The organism is Noviherbaspirillum sp. (genome assembly GCF_035254685.1).
Taxonomy (GTDB): domain Bacteria; phylum Pseudomonadota; class Gammaproteobacteria; order Burkholderiales; family Burkholderiaceae_D; genus Noviherbaspirillum.
Genome location: NZ_DATFAI010000030.1, coordinates 45,481 through 68,354, shown reverse-complemented (window position 1 = coordinate 68,354; position 22,874 = coordinate 45,481). Strand labels below are relative to the sequence as shown.

The window sequence follows — 22,874 nt, the reverse complement described above, 5'->3', positions numbered from 1 at the left end:
GCTGGTGGTTCCGGGTCACGCATTGATCGGCTCGAACTGCCGCTCATCGACCTGCGCCTTTTCCTTCTCATGCCACGGATCCGGCTCGCCATCGAGCGCAAACAGCAGGCGCTCGTATAAGGCCTTGCGATTCGCGGCGTCCTCCACCACCTTCTCCTTCACATAGTCCAGTCCGACGCGCGCAATGTAGTGGACGGTGCGTTCGAGATACCAGCCCTCCTCGCGATACAGTTGCAGGAATGCGCCGGCATGCTCCAGCACTTCCTCATGTGTTTTCACCTTCACGAAGAACTGCGCCACTTCGGTCTTGATGCCGCCATTGCCGCCGACATAGATCTCCCAACCCGAATCCACGCCGATCACGCCGACGTCCTTGATGCCCGATTCGGCGCAGTTGCGCGGGCAGCCGGAGACTGCGATCTTGACCTTGTGCGGCGCATACATGCGCCACAGCACGCGTTCCATTTCCTGTCCCATGCGCGTCGAATCCTGCGTGCCGAAGCGGCACCATTCCGACCCGACGCAAGTCTTCACCGTGCGCAGCGCTTTCGCATACGCATGGCCGCAAGGCATGCCGAGGTCCTGCCACACGGCGGGCAGGTCTTCCTTCTTCACGCCCAGCAGATCGATGCGCTGGCCGCCGGTCACCTTCACCGTCGGGATACGGTACTTGTCGACCACGTCGGCGATGCGGCGCAGTTCGGAGGCATTGGTCTCGCCGCCCCACATGCGCGGAATGACCGAATAGGTGCCGTCCTTCTGGATGTTGGCGTGCGCGCGTTCGTTGATGAAGCGCGACTGCGGATCGTCCTTCGCCTCATGCGGCCAGGTCGATATCAGGTAGTAGTTGAGCGCGGGGCGACAGGTCGAGCAACCGTTCGGCGTGCGCCATTCCATGAAGCGCATCGTGTCGGCGATCGTCAGCAGCTTGTTGACCTTGATCACATCGCGCACTTCCTGGTGCGTGTGGTCGGTGCAGGCGCACAGCGGCTTGGCCTTGTTGGCAGACGAGTAATCGCCGCCGACGGTTGCCATGATGATCTGCTCGACCAGACCGGTGCAGGAGCCGCAGGAGGCCGACGCCTTGGTGTGCTTGCGCACGTCTTCCAGCGTGAACAGGCCCTTCTCCTTGATCGCCTTGACGATGGTGCCCTTGCACACGCCGTTGCAGCCGCAGACCTCGGCATTGTCCGGCATGGACACGGCCCTGGTGAAGCCGGCATGTCCGGTGTCGCCGGGTCGACCCGTATTCGACTCGCCGAACATCAGCGTGTCGCGGATGTCGCTGATGTTCTTGCCTTCGCGCAGCAGCTTGAAATACCAGCTGCCGTCCACCGTGTCGCCATACAGGCAGGCGCCGACCAGCTTGTCGTCCTTGATCACCAGCTTCTTGTACACGCCGCCGATCGGATCGGCCAGCACGATCTCTTCCGTTCCTTCGCCGCCCATGAACTCGCCGGCCGAGAACAGGTCGATGCCGGTGACTTTCAGCTTGGTGGACGTGACCGAGCCCTGGTAGCGGCCAATGCCGAAGTTCGCAAGATGGTTGGCGCAGACCTTGGCCATTTCAAATAGTGGCGCGACCAGGCCGTAGGCGGTGCCGCGATGATTCACGCATTCGCCCACTGCGTAGATGCGCGGATCGTAGGTCTGCATTGTGTCATTGACCACAATGCCACCGGGTCTGGCAGATGAGCAGTGCAGGCCCGCCGATTCTGCCAGCGTGGCATTGGGGCGAATGCCGACTGCCATCACCGCCAGCTCGGCCGGCACTTCGAGGCCGTCGGTGAAGCGCACTGCCTTCACCCGACCATGTTCGTCGCCGAGGATTTCCTTTGTGTTCCTGTCGAGCAGGAACTGCAGTCCCCGATCTTCCAGAGATTTTTGCAGCATCTTGCCTGCTGTCGGATCGAGCTGTCGTTCCATCAGCCACGCGGGGAGATGCACGACGCTCACTGCCATGCCGCGCTGCTTCAGTCCGTTCGCCGCTTCGAGGCCGAGCAGGCCGCCGCCGATCACGATCGCATGCCTGCACGTCTTCGCGGCTTCGATCATGGCGTTGGTATCGTGGATGTCGCGATAGGAGATCACGCCCTCCAGGTCTTTGCCTGGCACGGGCAGCATGAAGGGCGTGGAGCCCGTGGCCAGCAACAGGCGATCGTATTCGGCAGTGGTGCCGTCCTCCGCAATGACCTGGCGCCGCGCGCGATCGATCTTCACGATCTTCTTGCCGAGGTGAAGCGTGATCCGGTTCTGCACATACCAGTCGACGTCATTCAGCATGATGTCCTTGATGGTCTGCTCGCCGGCCAGCACGGGCGAGAGCAGGATGCGGTTGTAGTTCGGGTACGGCTCGGCGCCGAACACCGTGATGTCATAGATATCAGGTGCGATCTTGAGCAGCTCTTCGAGCGTGCGCACACCCGCCATGCCATTGCCAACCATGACCAGTTTCAGCTTCTTCATTCCATCTCCTTGCTTGCACGACGGCGCATGGCCAGCCGCAATAATGATCCTTGCACCTCATATGCAAGAGCAGTGCCAAGGGTTTGATGCGGGAAATGCACCGCGATGATGTGAGGATTGCACTGCACCGGTGCGACAGGCAGAAGTTCGTGGTGCATGCAGACCGCATCAATGTCGTAGACTGGGTTGAGGAACGAAACCCGGCATTCCACTCTCCGCATGCTGGGTGTCGTTCCTCAACGCAGCCTACCTTTTTATTAGTCGTACGCAGCATGGAATGATCGATGGCACAACGATTGCATTACGTCGTTCACATTCAACTTCGCGCAAAGGGAGATCGTGAAAGCAAACTCGTTCTGGAAGACCGGCCACACGCCGACGCTCTTCGCTTCGTTTCTCTATTTCGATCTGAGCTTCATGGTCTGGGTGCTGCTCGGCCCGCTGGCCGTGCAGATTGCCAGGGATCTTGGATTGAGCCCGGCGCAGAAGGGTCTGATGGTGGCGACGCCCTTGCTCACCGGCGCGCTGCTGCGCATCGTGATGGGTATTCTCGTTGACCACTTGAAACCGAAGAGAGCCGGCGCGATCGGCCAGGTGATCGTGCTCGCCGCGCTGGCATGGGCCTGGCTCGGGCAATTGCAGAACTACGCATCGATACTCACGCTCGGCATGTTGCTCGGCGTGGCGGGCGCATCCTTCGCGGTCGCGCTGCCGCTCGCGTCGCGCTGGTATCCGCCGCAGCATCAGGGCACGGCGCTGGGCATCGCGGGGGCGGGCAATTCAGGCACCGCGTTCGCCGCGCTGTTCGCACCTTCGCTGGCGCTCGCCTTCGGCTGGCAGAACGTGTTCGGCCTGTGCATAATCCCGCTTGGCATTGTCTTCGTCGTTTACATGATGCTGGCGAAAGACGCGCCATCGTCACCCGCGCCAAAGGCCTTGATCGAATACCTGCATGTGCTCAAGGACAAGGACGCGTGGTGGTTCATGTTCTTCTATAGCGTCACCTTCGGCGGCTTTTCCGGGCTGGCCTCGTCGCTGACGATCTACTTCAATACGCAATACGGCCTGTCGCCAGTCACCGCCGGCTATTTCACCGCGGCCTGCGTCTTTGCCGGGTCGATGGTGCGTCCCATGGGCGGCATCATTGCGGACCGCATCGGCGGCATCCGGACGCTGTCGCTCATGTATGTGATCGCCGCGCTGTTCCTGTTCATCGCCAGTCAGGGCCTGCGTTCCCATGTCCTGGCGCTGATCGTATTCGTGGTCGCCATGCTGGCGCTGGGCACTGGCAATGGTGCGGTCTTCCAACTGGTGCCGCAACGCTTTCGCAAGGAGATCGGCGTGATGACCGGGCTGGTCGGCATGGCGGGCGGCATCGGCGGCTTTTACCTCGCTTCCAGCCTTGGCTATTCGAAGCAGATCACCGGCAGCTACCAGTTCGGCCTGACCATTTTTGCCACGCTGGCGGTCGCGGCGCTGGTTGGCTTGAGCGCGGTCAAGGAACGCTGGCGTACTACCTGGGGAAGCGCAGCGATGACGACTGCAAAGATCTAAACCTGTATAGAATCGGCAAGGGGGCTTGCTGCGGGGATACCCGTGGCAGGCCCCGCGGCCATCTCCGTTGCCGCATTCATCCACCCAGAGCCCGTCATGTCCCTGTCCGTGAGCATCGGCCATGCGACGCGCGCCGGCCAGCGCGAGCGCAATGAAGATTTCGTCGGCATGGTCACGCCCATCGAGCCGGAACTCTCGACCAAGGGGATGATCGCGGCAATCGCCGACGGCGTATCGGGCAACGATGGAGGGCGTGAGGCATCGGAGTACACGGTGCGCGGCCTGCTGGCCGATTACTATGCGACACCCGACACCTGGCCGGTGACGCAATCGCTCGATCGTGTCATCAAGGCGATCAACAGCTGGGTGCAAAAACAGGGCGCGTCGCGCAAGGAACTGGCCGGCATGGCCACCACCCTGACCGCCGTGGTGCTTCGCGGCGGCTTCTACTATTTCACCCATGTCGGCGACACGCGGCTGTATCTGCTGCACGGCGGCATCCTCACCCAGCTCACCACAGACCATGTCTGGGATCGCCCTGAAATGCGCCATGTGCTGACGCGCGCCATCGGCATGGATTCCCATGTGGCGCTCGACCATGGCATGGGCGAACTGCAGGAGCGCGATGTGCTGCTGCTCGCCTCGGATGGCGTCTGGTCGTGGATGACAGAATACGACATGACCTTGCAGCTGTCGCAGCTCGCGCTGGGTGAACTGGATGGCATGACCACAGCCGGCCTGCTGGTCGATACCGCGCTATCCGCCGGCTCGCACGACAATTGCAGCGCGCTCGCGATCCGCATCGATGCACTGCCGGAAGCCGGGCTGCGCGATACGCTGTCGGCATCGCAGCAGCTTCCGGTGCCGCCGCTGCTCAAGCCGGGCGAGGAAATCGACGGTTTGCGCGTGGAGGAAATCATCCATGCATCGCCTTCCACCGTGCTGTATCGCGTCTGCGAGCTGAAGTCGCAACGGCAACTGGTATTGAAAACCCTGCAGCCGGAGCGCGCAAGCGATCCACATGAGCGGTCCGCGTTCGCCCAGGAGGAATGGCTTGCCCGGCGGGTCGTCGCGCGCTTTTTTCCGCAGGTCATCACGCCCGATCAGAAAAGCTGCCTGTACTACCTGACAACCTGGCATGAAGGCCAGACGCTGCAGCAGATGCTCGACGCCGGAGCGCATTTCACCGCACCCGAAACCGTGGCGCTCGGTGAAAAGCTGGCGCGGGCCATCGGCGCGCTGCATCGCCGCAGCATCCTCCATCGCGACATCAAGCCGGCCAATGTGCACCTGGGCGCCGACGGCGAGCTGCGCCTGCTCGACCTCGGCGTCGCCCTGTCCGGCGTGGACGATGAAGGCAGCATCGATGCGCCGCAGGCGGGCACACCCTCCTTCCTTGCGCCCGAGCAGTTCGATGATGCGCCGCCGTCGCGCCAGACAGACATCTATGCGGCAGGTGTGACGCTGTACCGGATGCTCACGCGCCACTATCCCTATGGCGAGATCGAGCCGTTCCAGCATCCCCGTTTCGGCGAACCGACGCCGCCGGGCCGTTATCGGCCGGATATCCCGATGTGGCTGGAAAACGTCCTGATCAAGGCGGTGGCGCGCGACCCGGCCGACCGCTACGAGACAGCGGAAGAATTGCTGCTGGCGCTGAGCCGCGGCGCCAGCAACCCGCTCCCCGCGCGCGCCGTTGCTTCGCTCGTCAAACGGGATCCGATAGCATTGTGGCGTGCGGTGGCGGTTGTTTCCATCGTGATGAACCTGCTGCTGCTTTATCTGGTCATGCTGCGCTAGGACATATCCGCTTAAAATGGAGTTTTGCAGAAAAACTCCCCCATCATGATTGTCCTCGGCGTCGAATCCTCCTGCGACGAAACCGGCATCGCCTTGTACGACACGCAACATGGCCTGCTGGCGCATGCGCTCCATTCCCAGGTCGCGATGCATGAAGAATACGGCGGCGTCGTGCCGGAACTCGCGTCGCGCGACCATATCAGGCGCGCGATTCCGCTGCTGGAGCAAGTGTTCCACCAGGCTGGCGTGCCGCGTTCGTCCATCGATGCGATCGCCTATACCCAGGGCCCGGGACTGGCCGGCGCGCTGCTGGTCGGCGCCTCGATCGCCTGCGGGCTCGGCCTGTCGCTCGACAAGCCGGTGCTCGGCGTGCACCACCTGGAAGGGCATCTGCTATCGCCACTGCTGGCGAGCGATCCGCCGGAGTTCCCGTTTGTCGCGCTGCTGGTCTCCGGCGGCCATACGCAACTCATGCGCGTGGACGGTGTCGGTCAGTACACTCTGTTGGGCGAAACCGTGGACGATGCCGCGGGCGAGGCTTTTGACAAATCGGCCAAGCTGCTCGGACTGGGCTATCCCGGCGGTCCGGCGATTTCGCGCCTGGCCGACTTCGGCGATGCCGGCGTCTACGAACTGCCGCGCCCGATGCTGCATTCAAAAGACCTGAACTTCAGTTTTTCCGGATTGAAGACCGCGGTGCTGACATTGGTGAAAAACCGCATTGCCAACATTTGCGAACAGGACAAGGCCAACGTCGCGCGCGCCTTCGTTGATGCCATCGTCGACGTGCTGGTGGCGAAATGCCTCAAGGCCCTGAAGCAGACCGGCCTGAAGCGGCTCGTCATTGCGGGCGGTGTCGGCGCCAACCGGCAGTTGCGCGATGCGCTCAATGCGGCCGCACAGAAACGGCGCTTCCGCGTGTACTACCCGGAACTGCAATTCTGCACGGATAATGGCGCCATGATCGCGTTTGCCGGCGCGATGCGCCTGCAGATCAATCCCGATGCCGCCAAACGCGATTATGCGTTCAACGTCAAGCCGCGCTGGCCGCTGGAAGACATCGGGATGGTGTAGGCGTCGACCGCAAGGCACAGCGCAAACACGGGAACCTTGACCTGCGTTGCCGAACTAAAGAAGCGAAGTGGAGTTGAAAGAACAGGGTTTCTCCACACTGCCGCATTTTTCTTGAGCGTCCGACAACATGAATACCAGGCATCCGCTCATCAGAACCCGCGTCATCCAACCGCTGGCCGCGGTCCTTCTCGGCACCATCCTGCCGGCCGCGCATTGTCATTCCGGCACACTCGTGGCCGACGCGCATGACATCACCCAAAGCCTGCCGGACCTGCCTGGCGACCAGGCCTCGCCCGCTTACTTCAACATGGGGAAAAAGCGCGCTGCGCTCGGCTACGCTACGCGTTTCGAAAAGCTGAATGCGACGCTCGACCAGTACTTCGGCGTGTCGCCTTCCGTTACGCTCGACTACGGCCTGCAACTGGCAGACCGTTTCGGCGCCGGCGGTTTCTACACGCGCGAGAGCGCGCAATCGGAACTGGTTGTCAATGGCATCTTCGCGCCGAAGCGAAACCTGCGCTACCGCCTGACCGGCTCGCAACTGCGCAGCTTCGGCGGCAGCGGCGACAGCGCCGGTACCATCTCGCAAAACGGCTACCTGGTCGGCGCAAGGAAATACTGGGACGACCAGCGTTACCTGTCCGACCTGGGCGTCGCGACCTATGTCGTGCATGCCAACGCGCCGGTGGATGCGATGGCAGGCAACCCGGATGCCGCCGAGGCCGGCGACCTGCCGGCCAGTCCGCCCGCGCTCGGCGACCTGCTCGGATACCGGCTCGACGTGGGCATGCAGCCGAATGAACACTCCCGCATCGAATGGCGGCGCGAAATCGGCCGCCTGACGTCCTTCTATCCCATCGGCGACCAGCGCGACGAGGCCATCGCCTCCAACCGTGTGAAATATTCGCATCGGCTCGGCAACTGCACGCAATTGCAGGGCGCCTACAGCATGACATCAGGCACGGACCACATGGACCTGAAGCTTGCCCGCGACCGTTGGGCGCTGCGCGTGTCGCAGGCAATGGAAGGTGTGCGCGATACCACGATCCGCCTGAGTTACGCCATACCGCTGGGCAGTAGCGGCCGCCGCGGCAACAACTGCAGCGATGGGTCGATCGCCACGCCGCATTTCGCTCCCCTGGTGGATGCCGCCACCGCGCGACCGCCGCAGTTGCCGAACCAACCCATCACCACGAGCGCCGCTCCCTGAACGGACGTTCCGCTAGGGCTCACCGGTTTTCCGCTGCATCATGAATGGCAGCGGCTGCAGGCCGGAATCCTCATCTACCTGTTCGATCACCTCGAGCAAGGCCTGCAAACCCTTGTCCAGGTCGGACAGGCTGGCGTGGCCCAGCTTGCCCAGCGCCTCGGGAAGCAGGCCGCGCGCAGGCTTCGGTGCCTTCACCAGCAAGGCGTCGCCCTTTTGCGCCAGCATCAGCTTGACCACCCGCTGATCATCCGGATCACGCTCCTTGACGACATAGCCGTTGCGCACCAGCGCTTCCAGCAGGTTGCTGGCCGTGGTCTGGTGGATCGCCAGGCGGCTGGCGATTTCGCCTACCCGCAGCCCGGGCGAATCATGCAATTCTTGCAATATCCATAGCTGCGCGCCGCTGATGCCGCATTGTCTTTCTATCCATGCCGAATGCCTTTGGGCCGCGCGAATCACGATACGGATCTTCTTCAGCACTTGCATATGCGTCATCCCTTCGTTCTCAGGCGGCCACACTGAAGTCTTGCCTTTTGCATTTTTTGTTGCCATGCGAAGTGCTCCGGAGTTATATTCCACGAAATATATATTTAGAGAAATATATTTTCCCGAATCGATTTTAATGTGTTCATCGGAATGTCGACCTGGCTCCGTCCGGCTGATCGTGTGCGACGGCGCCCCCTCTTCGCCTCATTTCCCATCTCCTGCGCCTGCGGAAACGCACACAGGTTCGATTCTTTCCCCATTGTTCTCAACTGACAATCCCAAAAGGAGAATTGCATGCATCACCTCAAACTGAAAGCCTTGATTGCATTTGGCGCCATCGCACTGACCGCCTGCTCGTCGACCCCGGTGACCACTGCTGACACCAGCGCCAAGCCGGCCGCCGCAGCCTCCACCGCCGACACGCGCAATGTCGCCACCGTCGATGCAACCAAGGATCCGCTGAACGATCCGAACGGCCCCCTGGCCAAGCGCAGCGTCTACTTCGATTTCGACAGCTACTTGCTGAAGGACAATTCAAAGCCGGTCGTTGATGCACATGCAAAATATTTGAGCGCGAACAAAGGACGCAAGATCGTCATCCAGGGTAATACCGATGAACGCGGCGGCGCCGAGTACAATCTGGCACTTGGCCAGAAGCGCGCGGAAGCGGTCCGCAAGTCCCTCACCGTGCTGGGCGTGGCCGACGGCCAGATGGAAGCAGTTTCCTTCGGCAAGGAAAAGCCCAAGGCAGCAGGTCATGACGAAGCATCGTGGGCCGAAAACCGCCGCGCCGACATCGTTTATCGTTGATCGCAGTTGAGAAGACTGCAGATGTCGTGACCGGTGGATCGCCTCCCGCGTTCCATTCCTGATGAGGTAAGCATGGAAAGCCTTCACGTCTCTGCAGACGCGCAGCGCGCGGCATCATGGCCGCGGCGCTGGTGCATTGCAGCACCGCTGGTTCTGCTGAGCGCCTGCGCCATGCAGCCGCCAGCTCCGCGACCCGCACCGCTTCCGCCGTCCCGGCCTCCCGTTACGGTGACGCCTGTACCGCCCCCGCAGCCTGTTCCGCCACCGCCAGCAACCCCGGCGATCCCCCCGCCGCAGCCCGCACTTCCCTCGCCGCAACCCGCGCCTGAAACGCCCGCGGTAACCCCCTCTGCAACGCCAGCTCCCGACAAGGCCACCGCGTTGCAAGCCTGGGTCGACCAGCAGGACCGGCTTTACAAGGTCGCCGCACCGCTCCTGATCGGCAATACCGAGCTGTGCGAACGCCATGTGCGCCAGCTTCTCGGATTTACCGCAAAGAACCAATACTCCTACACGGATGAGCTTGCCGACGTCGCGCACAACGCGCTCGGGCTCAACGGACGCCTGCATATCATGAGTGTGCTGCCCGGCAGCGGCGCAGAACAGGCTGGCCTGCGCAAGGGCGACATCCTGCTCGCCGCAGGCATCGATCCCCTGCCCGACGGACCGGAGGCGGAACATGAAGCCGCTTCGCTGATCCGCGGCGAGATGCAGGGCCGCTCGAACATCAGCCTGACCGTCCTGCGCGATGGCGAGCGCATACCGCTCGACGTGCCGCTGACCTCCGCATGCGCGATGGCGGTCGACCTGGGCGATTCCGATCGCGTCAATGCCTGGGCCGACGGAAACCGTGTGCTGGTCACGCGCGGTATGCTGAATTCCACGCGTTCCGATGCCGAGCTGGCGTATGTGCTGGCAAAGGAAATCGCGCTCAATATCCTGATGCCATCGGAGCGGAAGGACGCCGCAGCAGTCATCGACCGCCTGCGAGTACCGGTATTCGACAACACAGGCATGGCGCCGCCGGGGGAGGTGCAAGGCTACCAGCCCGCCATCGAATCCCGTGCGGACACACTGTCACTTTACCTGCTTGCGCGCGCCGGCTACGACATCGAGCATGCCCCGGCATTCTGGAAGCGGCTGGCGGAGACGTATCCCGAGCAGTTCAGCAGCAATGCGACGGTGATGGAGGAAACCATCCGGGTCATCAAGGACAAGGTGGCACAGAACCAGCCGCTCGTCCCCGAGGAGTTGTCAGGCGCGCCGGCCGCGCAATGACGGCGGCACGGCCTTGAATGGCAGGTACGGGAGAAATTATTTCTTCTTGCTGCCGATCCGGCTTTCCTTGCCGGCGATCAGATTCGCGATGTTCTGGCGATGGCGGTAAATCAGCAAACCGCTCATTGCCAGCACCGCCAGAAGGATGGGATCGAAGCCGAACAGCAGGCCGTAATAGAACGGCGCAAATACACTCGCAATCAGCGCGGCCAATGAGGAATAGCGGAAGGCATAGGCGACCACCAGCCAGGTAACCAGCGTCGCCAGGCCGAGCCAGCCGTTGATGCCGACCAGCACGCCGAGCGCGGTAGCCACGCCCTTGCCGCCGACGAACCGGAAGAAGACGGGCCACAGATGGCCAAGGAACACCCCAAGCGCCACCAGTGCGATTCCTGCATCACCCACGCCGAACTGCGGGCCATAGACCTGCGCCAGCCACACGGCGAACCAGCCCTTGACTGCATCGCCGAGCAAGGTCAGCGCCGCTGCCTTCTTGTTGCCGCTGCGCAGGACATTGGTCGCCCCCGGATTCTTCGAACCATAGGTACGCGGGTCGGCCAGTCCGAACCCTTTGCTGACGACCACCGCGAACGACACCGACCCGATCAGGTAGGCGGCAATCGCAAACAACACTGTATTCATTCTCTCCCTTTCACATTGCCTAGTCTTCGAGCGCGCAGTTCACCGGCTTCGCGGGAAGCACTTTCACCAGCGCGCCCGGATCGATCCCGACCAGGAAGCCGCGCCGGCCGCCGTTGATATAAATTTTGTCGAGCGCAAGGATACTCTCTTCGACATAGACCGGCATCGCTTTCCTGGTCCCGAACGGCGACGTGCCGCCCACCAGGTAGCCGGAATGCCGGTTCGCCACCTCCGGCTTGCACGGCTCGACCGACTTGCAGCCGATCTGGCGCGCCAGGTTCTTGGTCGACACCTTGCGGTCGCCGTGCATCAGGACGATCAGCGGCTTCGCTGCCTCATCCTGCATCACCAGCGTCTTGACCACCTGGTGTTCATCCACTCCCAGCTCGCGCGCCGACACCGCAGTGCCGCCGTGCTCTTCATACGCATACGGATGCTCGGAAAACGCGATGCCATGCTTGCGCAGGAACTGCGTCGCCGGCGTCTCGGAAACATGCTCTTTCTTTGCCATGACTTCACTCGAAAATTGCTGGACATTATGCAGCAAGATGAGGGCTTGCGGCGGAGTTGGGAGGGATTGAGAGAAACGCATTTGTCCACGGAAAACACGAAAAACACGAAAACTTCTCGGGTATTCCTGTTCGAGATCCGGTGTCGGTAGTGCCAACGTGCCATGCACCGTTTTCAAACAAAGAACTTTTTGTGTTTTTCGTGTTTTCCGTGGACAAAAATTCAAGCCGCCGGCAAGACCGCAGGCCGCATCAGCAGTGCGCTGAACTCCTCTGCGGGAACCGGCTTGCTGTAGTAATAACCCTGTGCGAGCACGCAGTGGTTGGAACGCAGGAAAGCTGCCTGTTCGGCGGTTTCCACGCCTTCGGCGATGACCTTCAGGTTGAGGCTGCGCGCCATGGCGATGATGGCGCTAGTGATGGCGGCGTCGTTCTGTTCCTGGCCGATGCCACGCACGAAGGACTGGTCGATCTTCAGGGCGTGGATCGGGAAGCGCTTCAGGTAGGACAGGCTGGAGTAGCCGGTGCCGAAATCGTCTACCCATAGCTGCACGCCCATGTTGCTCAGGGCAGTCAACGGCCCGAGGTTTTCCTCGCTCGGCAGCATGAGGACGCTTTCCGTGATTTCCAGTTCCAGCGCCGTTGCCGGCACGCCTGTCTCGTCCAGTGTGCGCGCGACAAAATCGGCGAAACCCGGATACAACAGCTGGCGCGCGGACAGATTCACCGAAATGCCGAGTTCGACGCGGCCCGTGTCCCGCCAGCGCCGCAGCTGCGTGCACGCCTCGCGCAGGACCCATTCGCCGATCTGCTGGATCAACCCGGTTTCCTCGGCGATGGGGATGAATTCGTTCGGCGGAATCATGCCGCGCTCCGGCTGGTGCCAGCGCAGCAAGGCCTCGGCGGAACAGATGACGCCGCGCTCCATGTCGATCTGCGGCTGGTAGGCCAGCCAGAACTCGCCGCGCGCGATGGCCTGGCGCAGCTGGTTGGCGGTGGTCAGTCGATGTTGTGCGACCGCATTCAGGCTCTCGGTGTAGAACTGGTAATTGCCGCGCCCCTTTGCCTTGGCGTGATACATCGCGGTATCCGCCGCGCGCATCAGAGCTTCGACGTCTCCGCCGTCGGTGGGATACATGCTGATGCCGATACTGGCGCTCGCATGCAGTTCATGGCCGCCCGCATGGAATCCCGTTTTCAGCTGCTCGAGGATTTTCTGCGCCACGGGAGCGGCCGCATGGTCGCTCTCCACGTCCGGCATGATCAGCAGGAATTCGTCACCACCCAGGCGCGCCAGGCTGTCGCCCTTGCGCAGGCACAGTTGCAGGCGTTCCGACACCAGTTGCAGCAACTGATCGCCGACCTGGTGGCCGAGCGAGTCGTTGATGTGCTTGAAGTAATCCAGATCGATGAACATCACCGCCACCGCCCGTCCGGTGCGCTGCGCCTGCACCACCGACTGCCGCAGGCGGTCCTGCAGCAGGGCCCGGTTGGGCAGGCCGGTCAGGGCATCGTGATGCGCCATGTAGCTGATGCGCTCTTCCGACTGCTTGCGCTCAATTGCGATGCCGGCGATGCGCACCGTGATGTCGGCCAGGCGCAGCTCATTCGGTGTCGGTTCGCGCACCATACGGTAATACATGCCGAATGCGCCAAGCACCGCGCCGTTCTGCGACATGATCGGCGTCGACCAGCAGGCGCGCAGGCCATGCTGCAATGCCAGGGCGCGGAATTCCCGCCATAACGGATCGCGTTCGATGTCCGCCACGATGACCCGCTCGCGTCGGTACATAGCCGTACCGCAGGAGCCCGCGCACGGACCTATTTCCCGTCCCTCCAGATTTGACGCATAGGCCTCCGGCAGGCTGGGCGCCGCTCCCATGCGTGCATGCACGCCATCCTCGTCGAGCAGCATGATGTAGCCGAACATGTCTTCGGTCTGCGACTCGATCACCAGCGCCAGGCTGGCCAGCACGTCGCATAGCGGCGCGCCGGCGGCAATCATTTCCAGCACGCGAGCCTGCCCGACGCGCAGCGCTTCCGCCTGCTTGCGCTCGGTGACTTCCTTGCCGGTGCCGCGATAACCCTTGAACACGCCGTCTTCGTCGAACACCGGTTCGCCGCTGACGCTGTGCCAGTGCCAGCGGCCATCGTTTCCGCGCATCCTGTATTCGAGGTTGAAGAACGGCTGGCGCGCCTCAAGCGCGCGCACATGCTCCTCCACCAGCGCCGGGTCGATGCCCGACACGCCTGCCATCAGGTCCTGGCGCCGCTTGCCGATCACGCGCTCCGGCGCCAGGCCGCCGACACGCTGCACGCCTTCGGAGACGAGGGTAAAACGGAAATTCTCGTCCTGCTCCCAGTACCAGTCAGACGACAGGCTGGTCAGGCTGCGGAAGCGTTCCTCGCTCCTGACCAGTGCCTGCTCGGCACGCTTGCGCTCGATGAATTGTCCGATCTGGCTGCCGAGGATCAGCATCATGTCCACGGTTTCCTGGTCCGGTTCCTGCGTCTGCCGGGTGAAGAAGGCCATCATGCTGGTGACCTTTCCGCCGCACAGGACCGGGAAAGCGAAATTGCCATGCAGTCCGATCTCGATCGCTTCCTGCGCACGACGAAAGTCCGGATCAGAAGCGACACCCGCGACCCACACCGGCTGGCGTGTCTGCATCACGCGCCCCGGGATTCCCCTGGAAGGCGACACCAGTTTCTTCCAGCCGGCGGCGGCGAAATTCGACGGCGCCACCGACGGCGCTTCCCAGCATTCCACCAGCCGCAGCACATCGGCCTTTTCATGCACCTGCCAGACCTCGCCGATCTCCCAGCCGAGCTGTTCGCAGATCACCTGCAGCAAGAGCGGCGCCGCCTCGGCAAACGATGCCGCATCGGCCAGCACGCGTGTGATGGCGAACTGCAGCGTCTGGCGCTGCTCGCCGCGCTTGCGGTCCGTAATGTCGCGGATATTGCATTGCACGACCCGCACATCATCCACGCTGTACGCGCTGCAAACGAATTCTGCCTCGATCGCATGGCCGTCGCGCGTGCGGATCGGCAGCGAGTCACGACGCAGCGCATCCTTGCTCTGCATCTCGCCGAACACCGCGCGATAGACCGCAAGCTCCCTGAACGAATCGATCTCCCACAGTTTCCTGCCGACGAATTCATCGTAGCGGTAACCAAGCGTCTCCAGCAGATAGGAATTCACATCCGTGACGATGCCTGAATCGGCGCGCAGCAGCAGGATGCCGTCCTTGGCTGTTTCAAACAGGCGACGGTAATGCGCCTCGGAGAGCTGCAGTTCGTGCTCCATGCGGCGCTGCGTCGCATTTTCCTCTTGCAGGCCGGTATAGAGCCGCGCATTCTCGAGCGAGATCGCCGCCTGTCCGGACAGTAGTTCGAGCACGTGCTGCGCGCCATCGGTGAAGGCGCCTGCGAGCAGATCGTTTTCCAGGTAGACCAGGCCGACCAGTTCACCCTGTCTGAAGATGGGCTGGCACAGCGCGGATATCGGCTGCGACCGGATGATGTAGGGATCGGACGCAAACCGGGCGTCAGCTGCCGCATTCTCGAGCACCAGCTTCTGCCGGATGTGCCACACGCAATTGACCACGGACACAGGCAGCGCGGACGATGCATTCAGCTCGTGCGAAGGCATGCGCTTCACCTCGAGCCTGCCGTCGGCGTGACGCGTTGCTTCTGCCTCAATCGCAAGACGGCTGCCATGCTTGAACAGGGCCACGCCCTTCTGTGCATTGATCTGCTCCATGACGGTCTGCAACAGCCTGCCGGGCAGCCTGTCCAGGACAATCTCGCCCGATAGGGCCTGCGACGCCTTGATCACGGCCAGCGCATCCATCTGCGCTGCGTCTCTGGTACCCGCATCAATTTCCGCGCCACGCTCGCGCTCCAGCAAGTGCGGGTGCAGCGATTCCAGTTGCTTGACCTTGCCCATCGCCCCCCAGCGCTGGTAGCAGGCGCAGGCCTGGCGCAGATACGCCCCCGCGGCAACGCCGGCGCCGTGCGTGCGGAAAAATTCTGAGGCCAGCTCACTGGCCACGGCCTCGTCGTGCACGAAGCCCTGCTTGCCGGCGGCGCGGATCGCTGCGTCGTAGTGCCGCATTGCGTCCGCATCCCGCCCTTCGATGCGCGCCAGTTCGGCCGCGATAAGCAGGCTGCGTCCCTGGAAATTTTCCGGACAGTTGCCCACCCATGCCTCGAACTTCCGCAGGTGCGTCTTCAGCGCCTGCATGGATTGCGCCTGCTGCTCGCCTGTCATCTGGCTGTATAGCGCGGCGAGCGTCAGCGCATGATAGAAATAATGCGTCGCTTCGATCGGCATGGACTGCATGACATCGATCATCGCGGCAGCCTGGTTTGCGGCGTCGATGGCATCGGCGTATCGGCGGTAGATGAACGAAGCCGACTGCTTCATCACGTGGTAGAACGCGACGCCGGCGCGGAAATGCGTGCGCTTGAACACCTCGAGGCATCCGGCCTCATCGAAGCCGTCGCCGCTGAAGCCAGCCTCCCGCGTGGCGCCCTGCAGGCACGCAATGAATTGCTGCTCGAGACGGATCGTGCGAAAGGCGATGTCGTTGCGCCCCTGTTGCGCGAATGCGGCAAATTTCTGCGATGCCCGTTGTACCTCATCCAGCGCTTCGCCCTTTTCGATGAGTTGCCAGATGGTGCGATAGGCCGCGTAGCCGGCCCAGGACAGGTTGCCGACCTCGATGCTGGCGCGGTATGCGGCTTCCATCACCGGAATGTTCGCGGCATAGGGCTGGCGCCAGAAATTGAAATAGTTGCCGTGCATGAAGAGCAGTGGTCCTCGCATCCGCACGTCGTTGAACCTGTCGTTCAGCTGCAGCGCCAGCCGGGAGAACGCGTGCCCCGCATCCGGCTGGCCGAGGCTCGACGCCAGCATCACGGCATAGCCACTGTAGGCGACGCAAGACTTTTCGGTATTGCCATGGCGGATCGAGAGATTGATCGCCTTGTACATCAGTAACTGGTAGAGCTCGGTACGCGCAACGAAGGTGCACGGCATGAGATCGACCAGCAGGCCGATGCCTGCGATCGCTTCGGGGTCGGTCGCGACCGATGCATCGACCAGGTCGGACGCATTGCGCCCGCCGAGATTGGCAAGAATCTGCTTGTGCTCTTCCCGTTCGAGCGCGGCAATCTCCTCGGCGGACTCGGGAAAGCGCATGTCGTACATGGCCAGCGCCTCCAGGCCGGCGTTGACGCCATCGAGGAAGCGGCCCGACGTCTGGCACAGGTTAATCCGCAGGCTGTAGACCTTCGCGCTGTCCAGCTTCGACCTGGCATTGTCGAGGATCAGCTGGAACAGTTGTTCTGCCTTCCCCGGGTGGCCAAGGAGATATTCGCATTCGGACAGTTCGAGATGGATTGCGAACGTGTCTTCAGCATCACTGCGCCACGCATCGGGCTCCGCCAGGGCCAGTGCGCGCCTGAAATAGTTGCGTGCCGCTGAATACGCAATTGATGATTTCGCGCGTTTGCCGGCGCGCATGTTCAGACGGCGCACCAGTGCCTTTTCATCACTCTCGCTGATCAGGTCGGCGCCGTGGTTGACCTGGTTTGCCACGTCAAAGATCTGCTCCTCGAGCTCCGACGGTTGCAGGCATGCGATCAGGCGCCGTCCGATGTGCAGATGCGCAGCCGGGCGCGCGTGCGGCGATACCAACGAATAGGCGGCTTCCTGCACGCGGTCGTGCAGGAATCGGTAGCGATCGCCAAGCCGGATCACCACGCCCACACGAATGGCTTCGGCCATGACAGCGTGCGTGTCGTTTTCCGTGCGGTCAAGCGCCAGCGCGAGCACGGATGTTCTGGCGCTGGTGCCGAGGCAGGCGAGCTGCTGCACGGCGTGCAGCGTATGGGCGGGCAACCTTTTCAGCCGCTCGACCATGAGTTCCGCCACGTTGTCCGTAAAGCCCTGGGCGTGGATGCGTTCGATGTCCCAGTTCCAGCCCGGTATACCGCGATCGAAATGCAGCAGCTTTTGATCATGCAGTTCGGCGAGGAACTGGATCGCAAAAAAGGGATTGCCGTCGGTCTTGTCTTTCACCAGCTCGACCAGCGGCACCACATCCTCGCGCCTGCGGTACAGGGCGTCGCTGATCAGGTCGGCCAGCGCGTCGTCAGTGAGCGGGCCGAGCACCACCTCCGATACCGGTGTGCCGGACTTGCGCATCGCCTCCAGGCTGAGATGGAAAGGATGGGCTGCATCCATCTCGCTGTCGCGATACGCGCATATCGGCAGGAAGTGATGCGACTCCGGATGCGTGAGCAGCGCTTCGAGCATAGCGAGGCTGGCAGGATCCGCCCATTGCAGGTCATCGAGGAATAGCACCAGCGGATGCTCGCGCTGCGCGAAGACGCTGATGAAATTGCGAAACACCATGCTGAAGCGGTTGTGCGCTTCGCTCGCCGGGACCTGCGCCACCGGCGGCTGCGGACCGATGATCAGCTCGACCGGCGGAATGACATCCACGATGAGTTGCGCGTTCGTACCGAGTGCCTTCAGCAGCCTTTCGCGCCATGCGGCGATGCGCTCCTCGCTCTCGGCGAGCAGTTCCAGCACCAGACCGGTCAAGGCCTCGACGATGGTCGCATGCGGGATGTCATGCTTGTACTGGTCGAATTTGCCGGCTGCGAAAAATCCGCGCCGATGAATGATCGGCTTGTAGAGTTCGTTGACCAGCGATGACTTGCCGATGCCCGAATAGCCCGAGACCAGCACCAGTTCCGGCTTTCCGGTACGCACCACGCGCTCGAAAGCTTCACCCAGCACGTCTGTCTCGCGTGCGCGGCCGTACAGTTTCTGCGGCAGCAGGAAATACTCCGGCACGTCGCTGCGTGCCAAGGCGAAGTTCGTGATGGCACCATGCGCATGCCATTGCGCGAGGCATTTCCGCAGGTCGCGCAGCAGCCCGTCCGCACTCTGGTAGCGATCCTCCGGCTCCTTGGCCAGCAGCTTCATGACGAGGTCGGACAGGACCTGCGGCAGTTCGCTCCGCACTGCGGAGGGCGCCGTCGCCTCGCGCGCGATGTGGCAGTAGGCCCACTCCAGCGCATCCGATGCATCGAAGGGCAGCCTGCCTGTCAGCATCCGGTAGAACACGATGCCGAGGGAATACAGATCGCTGCGACGATCGGGCGTGCGATTCATGCGCCCTGTCTGCTCCGGAGAAATGTAGGGCCGCGTGTCGGCCAAGTCCATATCGCATCGATCCTGGTGCGCGCTCGGCAGCACCGTGGCGCTGCCGAAATCGACGATGCGGATGTGATCATTTGACGGATCGATCAGGATGCATCCCGGATCCAGTGACTTGTGTGCGACATTGCAGCGGTGGATGTCGGACAGAGTAGAGGTGATGCGGACCGCAAGCTCCAGGAAGCGGTCGATGGCCAGGGGAGCATCAAGCCTGCGCTCGAGCGGTTCACCGGCAAACTCCTCCATCACGAGCGCCGGGCGCCCCTCGCAGGCATCCAGTGCAAGCGGTCGCGACGCCGCACCGAGCTCCAGGGAAGAGCAAATGTGGAAGTCGTTGCGCAGCCGCTGGACATGCGCGGCATGGTAATGCTCCGGCACCACGTTCAGCAACACCGGTGTTCCGTCGGCGTCGCGCACGCCACGGCACAGCATGCCCCTGCTCCCGGCATGCAGTATTTCATTGACCGTGTACATCCCGCTCCCGATTGCCGCGTGGGCTCGTATCTATGGTCTGCATCCTGATTCCCCCGATTCAGGCAGGCGTGGCGACTTGCACCACGCCAGCAGGTACCTGCTGTTTTATCTCATTGCGTATCGTTAACTAGCGTCACTTTACGTCAAGAAAGTCAGGTCGAGGCACAATTTTCTTTGGAATTGCACGAAGTTTTCGACTTTGAGCAAACTCAATGAACTTGTCGTTTGAGCTTGGCTCTTAACGCAAGGATGCAGGTCTTGTGTTAAAAACACGGTCGGCGCGCACGCTATTACCGCTGAAGGCCGACTACCGCATTCGGCCCGGAGCCGATGCTTGATTTCACGCACATCCCGAAATCGTATTTCCACGACAATATCGAAGTATTTTGTGCGGCGCACAAAATATCTCTTGACTTCACTATCCTCATCTGTAGAATTACATTTGTTGCAGTGCACAATAAAAATGCCTGCTGATCGAAATCACGCATTCACCCCAAGGAGTAATCCATGTTTAACATTCCTGAACAGTTTTCCAGCGTCGCCAAGGCCAATCTCGAAGCGCAACTGTCCCTGATCACCAGCCTGACCACGAAGGCTTTCGAAAGCGTGGAGAAGGTCGTCGACCTGAACCTGAACGTCGCGAAGGCATCCCTGGAAGACTCGTCGATCGCAGCCAAGCAATTGCTGTCGGCAAAGGATCCGCAGGAATTCTTCTCGCTGACCGCTGCGCAGGCGCAACCTGCCGCTGCCAAGGCGATCGCCTACGGTCGTCACCTGGCTGGCATCGCCACCAGCGCGCAAGCCGAATTTAGCCGCGCGACCGAGGAACAGATTGCTGAAGCTGGCCGCAAGGTTTCGGCGCTGGTCGAAGACGTGTCGAAGAACGCCCCGGCCGGTTCGGAAAACGTGATTGCCATCGTCAAGTCCGCGCTTGGCAATGCCAACGCCGGCTACGAGCAGTTCACCCGCAGCACCAAGCAGGCGGCTGAAGTCATGGAAGCGAACATGAATGCGGCAGTGAACCAGTTCACGCAAGCGGCAGAAAAGACTGCCAATCGCGCCCGGAAATAATTCCCTGCCTCACCAAACAAAACGGACCGCATGCGGTCCGTTTTTTTATGGCGGGGCAAAATGAGCCGGGCGGATGGCACAAGCAATCCGCGGGTGAACGCTTTCACCCCGATGCGGAACGGCAGGACGTGCAGTGAAAGACCGGGAAGTGATTCAGGCAAGCACGAACAGTCGGGACGCGGCCCTAGATCTGAGCGACCCAATAGGTGGCCACGAAAGTGGCAATCACCAGTACAACGTAGGAAATTGTACGCAATGTCTCCATGACAACCTTCTTCAAATAGCAAGCTACTCAACTGTAGCAAGTGGCTCATCGGCCTGAATTGAGATTGGACAGTGTTCCCTGTCTTGATTTTCATCAAGAAAATAATTTTCTTGACATTCATCAACATAGCGCAGCTTATCCCAACTTGTCCACAGAATTGACCACAGCTTTTGTGAGTAAGATACATCAGCGCATCAAACTTGCCGCATTGCCAATACCAGGCGGCGCCACCACGGTGTCGTAGTGCGCGGAAGTCGCATCGAAACGCGTCAGCACCGCCCTGGCCTTTGGCGGAACAACCGCGAGTTCGTACTGGTCGCCTGCAAAGGCTTTCACAGCGTCAATCGACTCGAACCACATGATGGTGGCGAATTCGACCTCCTCTCCCAGGTCGCGGCGTACCAGCGAAATGCCGCGATAGCCGGCTGCCTTGCGTGCTTCGATTCCGGGAAAGATTTCGGTGAGCAGCAGGTTCTGATAGGTCGATGCGTTGTGTGGCGTGGTCCAGCCGCGCCAGATGCGTGTGATCATGGTCAACTCCTCCTTGTGATGGAAGGCTTACCCAGGTTGTCTGCAAGCCCTATCCGCGTGGATGGTGCAGCGCGTGCAGCTTCTTCAGGCGCTCGCGCGCCACATGCGTGTAAATCTGCGTCGTGGAAATATCGGCGTGGCCGAGCAGCAGTTGCACTACGCGCAGGTCCGCGCCGCGATTCAGCAGATGTGTCGCGAATGCGTGGCGCAGCGTATGCGGCGACAGGGGTGCATTGATCTGCGCCTGGAATGCGTACTTCTTGATCAGTGTCCAGAACATCTGGCGTGTCATCGCGCTGCCTCGCGCGGTCACAAACAGGGCATCATCTACCTGCCCATTCAGGATCGCCGGACGCCCTTCCTTGAGGTAACGCTCGATCCATCCGCGCGCCTCTTCGCCGAATGGCACGAGGCGCGTCTTGCTGCCCTTGCCGGTGATACGCAGCACGCCTTCATTCATGCCCAGTTCGATGGTCTTGAGCAGCACCAGTTCCGATACGCGCAGGCCGCTCGCGTACATGAGTTCCAGCATGGTACGGTCGCGCAGGCCGAGCGGCGCGTTGATGTCGGGTGCGGCCAGCAGCGCATCCACCTGCGCCTCCGACAATGTCTTCGGCATGCGCGGCGGCTGTTTCGCCGACTTCATCCGGAGGCAAGGGTCGCTGCTGACCTTGTTCTGCCGCAGCGCAAGCTGGTAGAAACGGCGCAGCACCGCGAGGCGGCGGTTCGCTGATGTCGCCTTGGTCTCGGCGTGCTTCGCTGCAAAGTAATCGTTGATATCGGCTGCCTGCACCGCGTAGAGCGACTTGCCGCGCTCGGCATGCAGCCAGTTTCCGAACAGCGCCATGTCGCGCCGGTAGGCGTCGAGCGAATTCTTCGCCAGGCCATTCTCCAGCCACAGCGTATCGCAGAACTCGTCGATCGCCGCCTGGTTGGTTGAGCCCGTATCGCTCATCAGTATCCCTTGGCGCCCTCGTGTGCGAGCAGCCAGCGCTTCACGCCGACATGGAAGCCGGCTTCGTCGTCATGATTGGAAAACCCGCCGAGCCCGCCGGATGCAGTGACGCGGTGGCAAGGGATGATCAGCGGATACCAGTTGGCGCCGCAGGCCTGCCCTACGGCACGCGGCGCGGAGCGTATCTGCTTCGCGATCTGCCCATAGGTCAGTACATCGCCACGCGCAATCGCGGAAATGGCCTTCCACACCCTGTGCTGGAAATCGGTGCCGACATCGGCGAGCGGCAGGTTGAACTGGAAGTCCGGGTCATCGAAATAGTGCTCGACCTGGCGAGCAGCTTGTTCGGCAATGGCATCGGTCGGCGATTTCTCATTGAAGCTGCGCGGCAGGTAGACCAGCTCGCGCAGCACGCCCGGCTCGGTGCGCACACCAATAGCGCCGAACGGCGCTTCGACGATGGCGGAAAATATGGCAGTGGTTGAGGACGCAGAGGTGGGTTTCATGCG

16 protein-coding genes are annotated in these 22,874 nt (G+C 61.8%); 7 read left to right on the top strand and 9 right to left on the bottom strand.

The genetic code is table 11. The annotated features are described in order from the left end of the window. Positions 1–15 precede the first annotated feature (15 nt). Entirely contained in the window at positions 16–2,466 is a 2,451-nt protein-coding gene (gene nirB, locus VJ698_RS14300; RefSeq protein WP_324103446.1) for a nitrite reductase large subunit NirB, read from the bottom strand. Beyond that, the gene (locus VJ698_RS14295; protein WP_324103445.1) at positions 2,463–2,624 is read right to left on the bottom strand and encodes a hypothetical protein; all 162 of its coding nucleotides are present in this window, start codon (positions 2,622–2,624) and stop codon (positions 2,463–2,465) included. The genes nirB and VJ698_RS14295 overlap by 4 nt, the downstream gene beginning before the upstream one ends. Before the next feature lie 181 nt (positions 2,625–2,805). On the opposite strand from VJ698_RS14295, the gene VJ698_RS14290 reads away from it, so the two are divergent. The 4 genes from VJ698_RS14290 to VJ698_RS14275 all read left to right on the top strand — a co-directional run bounded on the left by VJ698_RS14290 (position 2,806) and on the right by VJ698_RS14275 (position 8,104). Next, entirely contained in the window at positions 2,806–4,020 is a 1,215-nt protein-coding gene (locus VJ698_RS14290; RefSeq protein WP_324103444.1) for a nitrate/nitrite transporter, read from the top strand. 96 nt (positions 4,021–4,116) lie between these two features. Then, the gene (locus VJ698_RS14285) at positions 4,117–5,820 is read left to right on the top strand and encodes a bifunctional protein-serine/threonine kinase/phosphatase (RefSeq protein WP_324103443.1); all 1,704 of its coding nucleotides are present in this window, start codon (positions 4,117–4,119) and stop codon (positions 5,818–5,820) included. A gap of 45 nt (positions 5,821–5,865) precedes the next feature. Continuing rightward, positions 5,866–6,894 carry a tRNA (adenosine(37)-N6)-threonylcarbamoyltransferase complex transferase subunit TsaD gene (gene tsaD / locus VJ698_RS14280; RefSeq protein WP_324103442.1) on the top strand — a complete coding sequence of 343 codons (1,029 nt, stop codon included), beginning with the start codon at positions 5,866–5,868 and terminating at the stop codon, positions 6,892–6,894. A gap of 127 nt (positions 6,895–7,021) precedes the next feature. Next, on the top strand, positions 7,022–8,104 hold the full coding sequence (locus VJ698_RS14275) for a hypothetical protein (protein WP_324103441.1): 1,083 nt from the start codon (positions 7,022–7,024) through the stop codon (positions 8,102–8,104). A gap of 12 nt (positions 8,105–8,116) precedes the next feature. Here VJ698_RS14275 and VJ698_RS14270 read toward each other — a convergent pair whose 3' ends face one another. After that, complete coding sequence (locus VJ698_RS14270; protein WP_324103440.1) at positions 8,117–8,656, bottom strand: MarR family winged helix-turn-helix transcriptional regulator; 540 nt, start codon at positions 8,654–8,656, stop codon at positions 8,117–8,119. Between the two features lie 228 nt (positions 8,657–8,884). On the opposite strand from VJ698_RS14270, the gene pal reads away from it, so the two are divergent. Both pal and VJ698_RS14260 read left to right on the top strand, forming a co-directional pair. Beyond that, positions 8,885–9,400: a peptidoglycan-associated lipoprotein Pal gene (gene pal, locus VJ698_RS14265; protein WP_324103439.1), complete on the top strand. Its 516-nt coding sequence runs from the start codon at positions 8,885–8,887 to the stop codon at positions 9,398–9,400. Between the two features lie 72 nt (positions 9,401–9,472). Beyond that, positions 9,473–10,678 (top strand): peptidase M48, encoded by a 1,206-nt coding sequence (locus tag VJ698_RS14260; protein WP_324103438.1) that lies wholly within the window; start codon positions 9,473–9,475, stop codon positions 10,676–10,678. Positions 10,679–10,714: 36 nt separating this feature from the next. Here the strand turns inward: VJ698_RS14260 and plsY are convergent, their stop codons facing one another. From plsY to VJ698_RS14245, 3 genes are all read right to left on the bottom strand, one after another. Continuing rightward, on the bottom strand, positions 10,715–11,320 hold the full coding sequence (plsY, locus tag VJ698_RS14255; protein WP_324103437.1) for a glycerol-3-phosphate 1-O-acyltransferase PlsY: 606 nt from the start codon (positions 11,318–11,320) through the stop codon (positions 10,715–10,717). Between the two features lie 19 nt (positions 11,321–11,339). Next, the gene (ybaK, locus tag VJ698_RS14250; RefSeq protein WP_324103436.1) at positions 11,340–11,831 is read right to left on the bottom strand and encodes a Cys-tRNA(Pro) deacylase; all 492 of its coding nucleotides are present in this window, start codon (positions 11,829–11,831) and stop codon (positions 11,340–11,342) included. Between the two features lie 221 nt (positions 11,832–12,052). After that, a complete protein-coding gene (locus VJ698_RS14245; protein ID WP_324103435.1) occupies positions 12,053–19,543 on the bottom strand; it encodes an EAL domain-containing protein in 7,491 nt (2,496 codons plus the stop codon). A 507-nt stretch (positions 19,544–20,050) separates the two neighbouring features. Here VJ698_RS14245 and phaP point away from each other — a divergent pair. Beyond that, positions 20,051–20,614 carry a TIGR01841 family phasin gene (gene phaP / locus VJ698_RS14240; protein ID WP_324103434.1) on the top strand — a complete coding sequence of 188 codons (564 nt, stop codon included), beginning with the start codon at positions 20,051–20,053 and terminating at the stop codon, positions 20,612–20,614. Between the two features lie 451 nt (positions 20,615–21,065). Here the strand turns inward: phaP and VJ698_RS14235 are convergent, their stop codons facing one another. From VJ698_RS14235 to VJ698_RS14225, 3 genes are read right to left on the bottom strand one after another with little or no spacing between them, the layout of a single operon-like run. Further along, on the bottom strand, positions 21,066–21,410 hold the full coding sequence (locus VJ698_RS14235; RefSeq protein WP_324103433.1) for a hypothetical protein: 345 nt from the start codon (positions 21,408–21,410) through the stop codon (positions 21,066–21,068). A gap of 49 nt (positions 21,411–21,459) precedes the next feature. Beyond that, positions 21,460–22,365 (bottom strand): site-specific tyrosine recombinase XerD, encoded by a 906-nt coding sequence (xerD, locus tag VJ698_RS14230; protein WP_324103432.1) that lies wholly within the window; start codon positions 22,363–22,365, stop codon positions 21,460–21,462. Beyond that, positions 22,365–22,871, bottom strand: coding sequence for a methylated-DNA--[protein]-cysteine S-methyltransferase (locus VJ698_RS14225; RefSeq protein WP_324103431.1), 507 nt, complete (start codon positions 22,869–22,871; stop codon positions 22,365–22,367). Before VJ698_RS14225 ends, xerD begins: the two co-directional genes overlap by 1 nt. Between the last annotated feature and the right edge of the window lie 3 nt (positions 22,872–22,874).